Source organism: Bacteroides sp. RCH18 (assembly GCF_058231005.1).
Map to the genome: position 1 here is coordinate 103,203 of NZ_JBIPTC010000002.1, position 12,123 is coordinate 115,325.

Below are 12,123 nucleotides of genomic sequence, written 5' to 3' on the forward strand. Positions count from 1 at the left end.
TTTATAGTATGTATTTATATAATTGATAAAACAAAGGTAGGACATTCGATTCCTTTCTTCTCTGTGAAAAACGAAAAGCTACATTCAAAAAACGTATCTTTTGAAGCGCCTGTTTGTCGAATGCCTGCCTTCATTATTGTGCTTTGGTAAAGTACGTATCGTATTTTAAGATAAGACTGTCTGCTATTTGAATCGGGTCTTCCTCTGAAACAATAGGGAAAGAGTCTTTCTGTAATGTCCAGTTGTATTCAAATTGCGTAATGTCCTGGTGGAATTTGTCTTCGTCAAAAGGCTTATTCTTCGAAACGGCAGCGATGACTCCGTCTGTGAAACGTTTCCAACGTTCCCGGTAGAAGCTTCGGGTAAGTCCTCCCCAGCCTCGATTGGCATAGTCATTCAGTTGGGTGTCCTGTTGCCCCCATACGGTCAGGATACAGCGTGCATTTTCTTCATAGTAATCCTTTTCCGATGCGGTTGCACCACAGTCTCTGGCGTCTTGTAACCATTTCCCGATGGATAGAGTCGCGTCACAGGAAAGGAGGCGGTCTACGTCAAGCAAGAGGTTGTCCATACGGGTACTCCATTCTCTCATGCCTGTTGTATCTTTCCGGTTATAACAAGCGGTAAACTGATCTCTATATTCGGAGAACAAGTTACCTAGTACTTGTCTTCCGATATTGATTACGTCAAAGCGAAAATCACTTTTGTTGATGTTCCGGGCCTTTAGTAGCTCTTTCCATATTTGCCATAAGTCGTTATTTGCGTAATGTATGCCGGGGTTTGTATTCCAACTTTTAGTTCCCGTTAGTCTGGGACGCGCGTTCATTAACACCGATTGGCCGCATGTGGCATGTTCGGTATAAATTTTCTGATGCAAGGCTCTCCACGCTTTGATGATATTGGCATCCTGATTTCCTCCTCTGCACATGGCCCAGTTGGTTATCCATTGGTCGGTAGTGACAGGATAATCCCATGCCTGGTCAAATACAAATTCGTACATAAGAGGGTTTACATCAAAGCCTTCAAGAGTTGCTCCCAAACCGTAGACATTGTCTCCTCCCTCCTTGAAGAGTCGTTTAATCTTGAAATCAATATCATTCAGATTGCCTGCTATCATCGTATTGCCGCCAAAATTACCCAGATAACACCAAATATAGGGATTCCCGTAATATTTTTCAGTATTTCGCCAGATTTCTGTATGATCGCAATAGTAATCGAGTAATATCAGTTTGTTATCCGGTACTGCCTTTAGAAAGGAATGAATACGGGGTTGAGTCCATTTCTTTTTGTCATAGAAGAACATCCAGGTCATTTGTAACCATTGGGCTGCTGAGTCTACCTGATGTATCGACTCGTAAATCTTGCTTGAGACATTGGCTAAAAAATCCTCGCTCCAGTCAGGAGAGTCGACTTCATTGAAAGGATCGATTCCATAAATATGGTCAGTACCATATACTTTGGTTTGTTCCTCTAGAAAACGGCGCTGAATGATTGAGTATAATGAGTCCATCGGATCGATAAAATGACTGCGATATTTTTCATTGAAGCCGCCCCACTGACTCATTTGATAGATTTTTGCATTCGGATAAATTGTTTTTAATTCGGCTGGTACATGACCGGCAAATGCTGGTAATACAGGAGTCATATCAAACTCACGCTCTCTTTCGAGAATACGTTTTTGTAATTCCTCCTGATCCTTTAGCCAGGATTGAGGTAGTGGGCTTTGCCAGTAATCAACATTGGACATCCGATGCCAGGGAAGATGGGCTGGCCCCGTAAAGTATGAACGAACCTGTTCGTCGCTCAAACCCATGTCTGTCCATACTTTGTACCAAATGGATTCTTGTCCGGTAATGGCAAGAGGCATGGTGACTCCGTTTAATGCCATCCAGTCTATCAGTCGTTCCCAGTCCTGCCATTTCCAATAGGGCATGGTATAGCCGAATGTACAATAGTTGAGAAAAAAACGATTGTCACATTTGGAACGGATATATACTGGCTGAGGTATCTCCGGTAGTACATCAGGCATTTTCACTGTCTCTGAGGCATACCAGGAAACATGGGTATGACAGTAGTTTTTCAGATAATGATTCAAACCGGCAGCCAATGAGTTACGGTTGTTTCCTTTTATCCGTATTTTCCCTTGGGCCGATTCCAGTATAAAACGGTCTGTATCAATAGAATCTGTCAGTAATTCAAATAGAAACGACTGGGCATGCCGGGGAAATAATCTTTGGCACATTTCTTTTAATGCAGGAGGGCCTGTTTCTACATTGCGTTGGCAACTGACTATCAAAAATAGCAGGAGTAAGTATAGGTATTTATGATTCATAGAATGGTGATGATTAAACTGTTTATACTAATGTGAACTCCGGATGGGGCGGCTGATGACAAACTTACAGAACTCATGATAGAGCTGGGTATCGGCTGCGTTCCCTGATTTTTTTAGCGCAAGCAGGGATGCGCTTCCCTGATAATAGGCAAGGCGCTTTTTCTCCCATATACCATGTTTCTTGAATGCACTCATATAGTTCTTCAAACGATAAGCCTTTCCTCTGCTATTCAGAGCATTGTCATCAAATTCCAGTTCCATGTGCATATCATACGTGAGTGCTTTCTGGCAGGCATCTTCCAGACGAGAATCGGGAACGGATTCGTTGAAGAAATAATTAGGCTGGAAATAAGCATAATTAAATCCTAGTGATTTCCACTGATTATATCCATCTGCTCCATAATAGGGGATCCAATTGAAACTATATTTTAGTTTGTTCAGGTAGTTGGCAACCGCATTTAAAATATCACGGGTGTCGGTCGCTTTCTCGGCAAGCCAATAAAATCCCGCTAATTCTACATGTTGATAGTTCTTTTCATTGAACTTGGCACGTACCTGATCGATATACCATTTGCAGGCTTTTATTCGGTCGGCAGAGTTGGAAAAGTCAAGCGTCTGGTTATCTATTTTCCCCCAATACTTGGTTGATGAGGATGCTTGTTCCGGGTGTTGGTAGACTATGGGCTCTGGTATACTGATCACAATCTGACGTTTTTGCCGTGGGGGTCCCAAAATGGTAGAGGCTTCTTTGACTGATACGTCTAATGCTCCGATTCCTGTTTCAGACTGGAAGTAATAGTCTATAAGTTTCGTCCAGTCTGCTTGGTTGGCTGATTCCAGATTATAACCTTTGGCGAACATTTTATTAGCGCCTCCTGTGCCTGTGTCCATGATTTCCAAAAAGAGGAAGCTGTCGAATAGCCAGTGGGATTGATTGTCGGTATCTACATATCTGATATAAGAACTTACACGTTCTTTATCCCATGTATAGGGAGTGCGATGGTGTCCTCCGCCATAGAGTAACACCATATCTGTAGATGTCAGTAACTCGGTGCGGTTCTTTTCCCAATCATAGAATTCTACGACTGGATCGTTTATTTCCGGATCATTCTCGGATGGGAGGGTAGGGACTGTGTGGTCTTCGTCTTGGCAAGCAGCAAGACCACTACCTATACAACAGAGAAAGAGAATAAATAGACAACGTTTCATATTTGCTTTTATTTTATAGGTGTTATTTTAATACTTTCTTTATAACCGGACAAACAAGATCTGCATATCTCATCATTCCTAAGTCTGTGAAATGAATACCGTCTACTGTTGCTTCTCCATCTTCTCCAAGCATCTTTTCGGAAGAAATCATGTATATATTCTTTTCACCTTTTGTTTTCAGAGATTTGAAGACACTGTTGACGGCTTTATTCTTTTTGTTTATTTCGATAGCTATTTTCTTGTCGAACAGAGCATGAGTGAATACGGGGTCCTCAATAAATATAATCGGAGTGCGTGGATGCTTATCCCGAAGTATGCGATAGAAGGTTTCCATCTTCTCATATATCTGATCGGAGGAAGCATTAGGGACGAAGTCTAGTACATACACTCCTGCATCTACTAAAGACATTACTTCGGCTATTTCGTAGTCTAAAAGTGCATTTCCACTGAATCCCAAATTGATGATCTCTCGATTGAGACGGCGGGAAATGATATTGGTATGTGCCATTCCGGGACGATTGGCACAGCCACCTTGAAGAATACTTGTTCCATAAAAAACGATTGGTTTAGTCCGTACTGGAATTGCCTTTCGAGGTACTGATATGGATGCTTGTTCATCTATTCCGATGGACAATGAAACTACTCCATCATAAAGAGGTAAATATAGCATATATTCTCGCTCGACCGGTTCCATATTTGCTATAATTGTGGCTTGATTCACTTTTCCGGTGGGGCGCCCACTATTCACAAATCTCCATGCTCCGTCTACCCATGTGTATAGATCGAGTCCTTTAGTACCGGTAGGTGTCATGTGATTCATCAGGTTATTATTCAAATTCTCCCATTTGGCGGCTATTGTTGTTGAATTGGAACAAAATCTGATTGCTAATCCTGCGGAGTTTCTGCTTAAATTCCATACCGGTTTACGAGAGACATGCTTTAATGAATCCGGCAATCGTTCGTAGCGATTTTCTGTATTCTTTGTGGCTTTACCATACAATGGAAACTCGGCAGCATCATAATATTTTAATTGAGCTTCCAGATATTCCGGTAAACACAAGAATGTAATGAGCAAAATGATGATATGTCTTTTCATAATAAATGGTTGTTTATAAAAGCAATGCAATATACATAAAAAGAAACTTACTATGTATATTGCTATAGCTTTTATGAATATCCGGATTGGGCTAATTTTTCTTGAAGAATCCAATTGTAGAAACGACTGCCCGGTTTCCTCCGGTTATGTCATTCAAGTGTTCGTCTCCTACAACCATTCCGGTAGAACCTCCGCCGTCAAGATTAATAGCTCCTACACAGCCTAATCCTTTCATTATTTGTGCCAGTTCTGTTAAAGTAGCTCCACCACTTGCGGTAATACGTCCGTCACAAATGAATATGACCACTTTTCCATCTTCACGATAACCGATTGCCGTACGGTCAGGGGTTACATTCGCTCCGAAAATGTCATACGGAATGATTTCATAGTTACTGAGATAGTAATCTGTGCCCTTTGATGTCTCTGTAAAATCGAATGGGATTTTTTTGTCTTTCAATAATACAGGCCCTGCACTTAAAGCATATTTAGGACTCCAATTAATTGCGGTAGTCGGATTTTCATTAGTGACAATTCCGTATTTATTTTCTCCTTTGACAGACGGCAAAGGACGGTCGAAATAGAAAACATTGTTGGAAGCATCCGTACCTGTCCAAACAACATTCGGCTTACCTGAAGCATCTACGCCGAATGTTCCTCTTGTCACATTATACATACTGTTGTATTCTGTATCGCCAGTTTTTAGTGACCCCCGAACGGCTGAAACAGAGCCCGATTTTATGGAATTGATAACAGCTATTCCTGTATGGTTGCCATTATAGAAATATCCTCCATTGACCAATAAATAACAGTCTCCATTGAATGATGCAGATTGCGTGTCGATGGTTGCGGGAGAAGATGGTATGTGGACACGTACTTCTACCTTACCGGTAGAGAGATCACCAATGGCGTACCATGCATGGAAATTACTACCATTTAAGTTACTGGTGGTTTCGTACAGTTCGATTTCTGCCGGCAATGTAGACTTAGTCAGTTTATTCCATGTCAATTGGATTGCTTGTGGCTCAGTTTCCAAGGAAACAGTCGACTCTGCACTGTAATAAGTACCGGTAGAGGTTGTCAGGAAGGCACGTACTTTATAGGATTTGCCATAGTCGAGTAAGGTATTCGGAATCACTTGAAATACTTTTCCGTCTTCGGCAACTTCCGGTCCGTTTTGCTTTTGATCATTGATAGTGGGTGTGTTTTCGGTACTCCAGCATAAACCATATTTTACGTTGGTTTGTCCAGCTATGTTTGTCACTTGATAAGAGGTACTGATACAAGTTGAGTTTGCTTTGATACTTCCTATGATTGCGATGCTTGGCTCGTCACCGAGGGCTACCAACCGATAGAGCTCGTAAATGGCACGTGAAGTATTTGTAGCCGAGAATGCTCTTACTCCGAAATAGTATATGTTTCCTTCTTCCAGACCACTTTCGATTGTATATTCTGTGACATTTGCGGATACCTTGGCTATTTCTATATTTTCACTGGTATCTGCTTTTCTTAATAAGATGCTGAATCCGGTTTCATTATTACTATTGTCTTTCCAACGGAGTAATACTTTGGTTTTTCCCATTCTTTCTATGGTTATGTCTGATGGTGCTTGTACGCTTGCAGACTGTTCGTCGCCGTCATTGTCACTTGAGCAGGCTCCGAAGGCACATGTTAATAATATTGCTATAAATATAATCTGTTTCATTATACTGTACTATTTATTGTTTGATTACAAGATTGTTTATTTGCTGATTCTGACCGCATCAAGTGCTTTGACGGTTATTTGTTTTTTATTAGGCAGTGTAACCTTGTGTTCTTGTTCACTCATGTTTACTATAAGGTATACGTGTTCGCCTGATACACTAGCCCATTCTGCCGCTAATACTACCGGAGTTATTTCATAGTTGGGTATCTCTTGCGTTGGGTTATCACCAGTTGGAATTATTTCCTGTATAAAACGGCCTCCCAAGAATAAATCATGTTGTTGACGGCGGAAATCTGTCAGATTTTTCAGAAATTTAGCTTCCCTTTTCGCATCTGGGCGCATCAACAGACTGGGCTCTACCCATCCTAACTGAGAACCCCATAACAGACTACGCATACTCATGAAATTCAAAGAACCGTCTGTGATACGCCAAGGGATGTAGGTGTATCCGCTATAGATGCAGCGGTCAGAATAAATGAGCGGAAACAACGGAACCATTTTTGTATAGCTGTTGTGCGGAGAATTGACAACTAACATCATGTCAAACAGGTCAATATAGCACTCTGCATTTTCTTCTGTTGTCATGGCTTGGTTCTCTTTGTATAGATTTGTACGCATTTCGGTGAGTAAACTGCGGTAGGCAAAAGGCCACCAGTCACCACCACCAGGTGCATGTCCGTGGTTGGTTGCATAGCAGGGTTCGCTGTTGGCGCAACCTATCTGATCCATATATACACCGTTCGTTTTTAGTTCAGTTAATATATGTTTGTTGACTCCTTTCAGAACATCTCTCCAAATATAAGAGGATGGGCAGGTTACAGTATTTAATACCTTTGAGCTATATACTTCTGTATATAATGTACCATCAGCTTTGCGACAAGAGGCATCTTTACCATTAAGCGTTTTATAGCTGTCTGTTGCTGGATCCCATAGACGACCGTTAATATATGGAGTAATAAATCCTCCAAGTTCCTGTGTCTCTTTAATCATTTCTTTGAATCCTGCTTTTTCAGGAAAGTATTCCGGATATTTAGTATCGAAACGATGATTGTGCCAATAATACCAATGCAATCCGACTCCTTTTCCATAGTATTTCATCGCTTTACGTACTGCTTCCATTGTTTCAGCATTTACTTCTCCCGGACGTAGCCATATATCAGCGTTTTTGATCCATTCTGCTATAGGACGTTCTGAAATAGTTTTTGCACCCCACAGTGTTTCGAAAGTAAATGGACGATACCATTGTACTGCAGCGTCCTGCCATCCCTTTTTGGTAAATCCCATCACTGTTTCCCAAGGAATGCTGAACTTCTTGTTTTGAGTCCAGGCATAGGATGTTGTCACGTTCTGAATAAATACAAGACTTTTTCCTTCACTTTTCATTCTGAATACTTTGCCAGATCCCCCTTTGTCTTGTGCGGCAAAGTAGACTGTGCCTCCTTTATGATGCATCAGCACTAACTGCATTGTGCCTGTACACGAAGGATAACGTGATTGCAGTTGTCCTTCATTACCGATTGTGTATTCGGTTCCGAATCCGACAGGAAGAATTCCTTTTGCTCCTTCTGGTCTGTTTACAGCAATACGGGGAAATTCAGATTCTGTAATCACCCATCCTTCCGGCATTTCTGCTTCAATGCGCCATTCAGGTAGTTCGGCATCTTTACCTAATGTGACTAATATGCGTACCGGACACGTCGGTCCTGCATCTATAACCATTTGCCAGGTGAATATTAATGTTGAGGCATCTTGAGTTTTTTGTATCTCGCCTCCTTTATATTCGCCCCATCGGGGCATTAAGGTCGGGTTCTCTCCGTTGGGCCCCCGGTAGATTAGTTGCCACGGATGCGTTGTACTTCCATTTACAGGCAATATGTTCATGCCATCCATGCGGAATTCCTTGAATAAGAATTCTTTTCCGTTGGCAAACACTAATTCAACATTCTTGTTTTTTAATACAAAGTTTCCATTTTCATTTTTAGCAGTCACTGAGGCTGATAAAGTTCCAAAACATTGTAAATAGCATAATATGCTAATAATACCGGTTATCATATTTCTCATATACAAAAGATTAGGATGAATAATTTCTATTTAATAAATTCGATGCTTTTTCTGAATAATTTTATTACTTCCTCCTGTGGAAGAGCGGTTTCCAATATGAGACGCCCTGCTGCGGGGAGGATACTTTTGCTTCCTGCTGACTGGATAGGTATTCTTTTACCACTCTCATTCATCAAAGACAGCTTGTTCTTTTCTATATCAAGAGTGAGTTGCCCTGTACCGTTCATATGCCAATAAATGATACAAGTCTTTCCTGCTTTCTGGAAAATGAATGCCCGGATTGGCTTTTCGTCATCATTGGTTATTTGACGATAGGGATATAACTGATAATTTCCTTTTTTATCTTTCATCAGAAGATATTCTTGTTCGGGATTTTTGAGTAATTCTTTCTGTTTGTCTGTCAGGACACCTTGAAGTTTTGCTTCTTCCCACATTTTGATAACTCTCAGGTTATCTTCCGTACGAGGATGATTCTGTAACTCTTTTAAATTGCCAACTAATGATATGGGAGAATTCCATGCGACAGCTTTGCTGCAAATATATTCATACATGTCTGGTTGCATGCCTATTGTCTTGTCGTTGGGAGCCAAGTAATTCACCCACCCGAAATTGACAGAAGTAAAATCTTTGGCTATCTGTTCAGCGCATCGAAGTGTATACTTCTTCATTGCCGGACGGATACGTTCCGGAGGAAATATATCGAAAGCATTCCCACGACTTAAAATATGCCATCCATAATGTGATTTCAATGCTCCTTCTGCAAATAATGGAGTTGGTTTCATTTCGTTGTATACTATCATCTGAGAGCGGGAGACATTATACCAATAAGGCATCGGTACATCTTCCGCACCATCAAAATAGACAAAACAAAAGCCTGCTTCGTGGTAGATTTTTCCTAAACGTTCGGCAATCTCTTTTTGGATTCCTGTATTTTGGTTGACACGGATAAACAGGGGCCAGTCATCTACATCCAATAGCCTGAAATGTTGTCCTTTGTCATGGGAGGCTGCTTTTGAGTTAAATACTCCCCGTACACATCCCGTAAATTGATATGGAGGCTCGGTGGTATAGTTTTCATAAGTGACAAGCTCGTTGTCAATTTGCAGGAGACGTCGTCCTTTCTCCATACGTACGCCTTCCGGATTACCTTCTATAGTGATGATAGTACTTGAATCATCTAATGGTTCCGAGAGAATAAATTCGCGTACATGGTTGGTGCGGGAGTCCGGTATGCCGTTGTTGATATATGGGTCATTCACTGCTACTTTGGAATAATGAATATGAATGCCGGGTATCATGCCTGCTGCTTTGATTTTATTAGTGATTTCCTGCAAATCTTTCATTCCATTCGGATATTCTTTTCTCCATTCATAATGTCCGCAAGCTTTGGCGAAATCAACATAATAGACGACAATGGATTTGAAGCCACCTTTTTGAGCATATGCAATATGTTCATCTATATTTTTAGTCGTGACATCACGTAGCTCATAATAGGAGTACTGATATTCTTTACGTTGGCGACTTTCTACTCCTAAAGGCATATGATAGTCACGTTCTACTTTATCAATACAGGTTAGCAGTTTTTCTTTTGAAGTAGTAATCAGTGCTGCACCGGAATTGAAAAGTTTCACTTGAAAATCAAGTCCTGCATACATCGTAGTATACTCCTTGTTTGCAAAAGCATCGATATAGGTGGTCGGATGGGTGCCTAGCAGGCATATGGCTGTCTGTTCATCCCATGATACATTCAGCCACTCACCAAAGTTCTCACGTTTACGTACTGGTAATTGTAATAATGAGATTTCATCTATTTCAGTTTTGCGTTTTACCCCAAAATCTTCGATACGATAATCAATTTGCTTCAGAGTGAAACCTATATAATAATCTGTGATATTTAACTCTATAATGGCAATGTCATAGGTATCCTGAAATTCTATACGTAATTCATTTCCGTTACGTTCAATTTTATTGGCTGGGAAGGTGCGTGGCTTTGCAGGAAACATTAGGAAGTTTTCATTATCGTAAGGACGGTATTGGGTAATAGCGCATAAAGGTACATCTGCATTTGTTATCAGACATTCCTCTCCCGTAGCTTTGTGTATCAGGCTGCGTGCTTTTCCGTCATTGCTAATAATTAGACGCATTTCCGCGTTCTCTATGACCACATCATTGTTTTCTTTCTGTTCATTAGGCATAGCTATACAAAATTGTGGCAACAATGTCGACACAAGCCAGACTAATAAAACCGGATATGTATAATATATTCTTTTCATCATTTATTTTATGTTTTTATTACCACTTATCTGTGCGAAATGGTCTGACCGGCAGATTGCGTGTATTAATCAGATTTCCTTTCAGGAAATTCCGAAAACAGTAACGAACGGCAACGGGAGATTTGACTGTTGGGGATTTGACAATTACTGTATGATCCTTCTGATTTAAAGAGGCCTCTGCCGGATAAAAGACTTTATCTGAACCTGCAATCTCAAATCCGGAGATATTCATCCAGGGGCTTAATCCTTTTTCTGCATGGGAAAAGGAGATTTCAATTGTCTCTCCGTTGATTTTCATGCTTTTATAAGATGGATATTCGGATTCTATTCCCTGACATCCGTATGTCTTATTCAGGGACATATATGCGAGGCGTTCTCCAATCCCTTTTTTATTGTGAGGATGCACTTGAGGAGCTTCGTATATCTCTACTAAGTCGTTTGTGCCGATCATACCACTATTGGGAATGAGTGAAAGCGCCTTTTGTTGAGCCTCCCGCAATAATGCTCCTATGTAGCCATCTTCTTTATATTCACAGGCAAATGGGACTGTCTCAACATAATAGAAAGGCAGGTCTCCTTGTCCCCATATTGATCGCCAATGTTTTACCATTGTAGCCAGGCGTTCGGCGTATGTTCTGCTACTTCTTACATTACTTTCTCCTTGATACCAGATAAAACCTTTTATTGTATATTTGTGACAGGGGTATAAAATTCCATTATACATTAACATCGATTGTAAATAGACTGGTGTCTTGTCACTTCCTATTAAAGTCAGGTCTTCATCTTTGTAGGTTTGTAGTATTTCCTTAGGTAGCCAACCTTCTACTCTTGAGCCTCCCCATGCACAGGTGATAACTCCTATAGGAATCTGCAAGGTCCGTTGTAAAGTTAATGCATAATGATAGGCGGCTGCACTAAACTTCGGAGCATTTTCCGTAGTTGGTTGCTGCCAGCTTCCTTCTGCATACTCCTGCGGAGATAGTTTTACTGTCGGCTTTATGGTTACCATTCGTATTCCCGGATGATTGGGAGCATCTGCTATGACATTATTGGAGTCGCTTATGGGACAATAATCAAATCCGTTCAAAGGCATTACCATATTTGATTGTCCGGCACATAACCAGACTTCTCCAATCAAGAGATGCTGTAAAGTGACAGATTGTTCTCCATCCGTCAGTGTTAATGTATATTCTTCGAAACTGGCAGCAGGCGTTGTGATCTGTAATTCCCAACATCCCTTTTCGTCAGCATGGGTTTTGACTTCCTTATTTGCCCATGAAGGAGTTACTACAACAGTAGAATTTGGAGTCGCTTTTCCCCAGATTCGTACATTGCTTTTTTGCTGTAAGACCATATTGTCACTAAGTAGTGGAGGCAATTTAACTTTTGCCTCCATATTGATGCTCCACAGTACAATTATTAAAAAGTAGATAAGAATCTTCATGTGGCA

7 protein-coding genes are annotated in these 12,123 nt (G+C 40.9%); all 7 read right to left on the minus strand.

The window, feature by feature from the left end; all coding sequences use genetic code 11:
* Nucleotides 1-133: 133 nt before the first annotated feature.
* Nucleotides 134-2,332, minus strand: a complete 2,199-nt coding sequence (locus tag ACHLI0_RS15740; RefSeq protein WP_490749625.1) for an alpha-N-acetylglucosaminidase — start codon at nucleotides 2,330-2,332, stop codon at nucleotides 134-136.
* Between the two features lie 27 nt (nucleotides 2,333-2,359).
* Nucleotides 2,360-3,541 (minus strand): DUF4855 domain-containing protein, encoded by a 1,182-nt coding sequence (locus ACHLI0_RS15745; protein WP_490749626.1) that lies wholly within the window; start codon nucleotides 3,539-3,541, stop codon nucleotides 2,360-2,362.
* A 22-nt stretch (nucleotides 3,542-3,563) separates the two neighbouring features.
* The gene (locus ACHLI0_RS15750; RefSeq protein ID WP_490749627.1) at nucleotides 3,564-4,637 is read right to left on the minus strand and encodes an SGNH/GDSL hydrolase family protein; all 1,074 of its coding nucleotides are present in this window, start codon (nucleotides 4,635-4,637) and stop codon (nucleotides 3,564-3,566) included.
* A gap of 91 nt (nucleotides 4,638-4,728) precedes the next feature.
* Nucleotides 4,729-6,339, minus strand: coding sequence for a phosphodiester glycosidase family protein (locus ACHLI0_RS15755; protein ID WP_490749628.1), 1,611 nt, complete (start codon nucleotides 6,337-6,339; stop codon nucleotides 4,729-4,731).
* 36 nt (nucleotides 6,340-6,375) lie between these two features.
* Nucleotides 6,376-8,400, minus strand: a complete 2,025-nt coding sequence (locus ACHLI0_RS15760; protein WP_490749629.1) for a DUF6259 domain-containing protein — start codon at nucleotides 8,398-8,400, stop codon at nucleotides 6,376-6,378.
* A 26-nt stretch (nucleotides 8,401-8,426) separates the two neighbouring features.
* On the minus strand, nucleotides 8,427-10,676 hold the full coding sequence (locus ACHLI0_RS15765; protein WP_490749630.1) for a hypothetical protein: 2,250 nt from the start codon (nucleotides 10,674-10,676) through the stop codon (nucleotides 8,427-8,429).
* A gap of 16 nt (nucleotides 10,677-10,692) precedes the next feature.
* A complete protein-coding gene (locus tag ACHLI0_RS15770) occupies nucleotides 10,693-12,117 on the minus strand; it encodes a sialate O-acetylesterase (protein WP_258971318.1) in 1,425 nt (474 codons plus the stop codon).
* Nucleotides 12,118-12,123 lie beyond the last annotated feature (6 nt).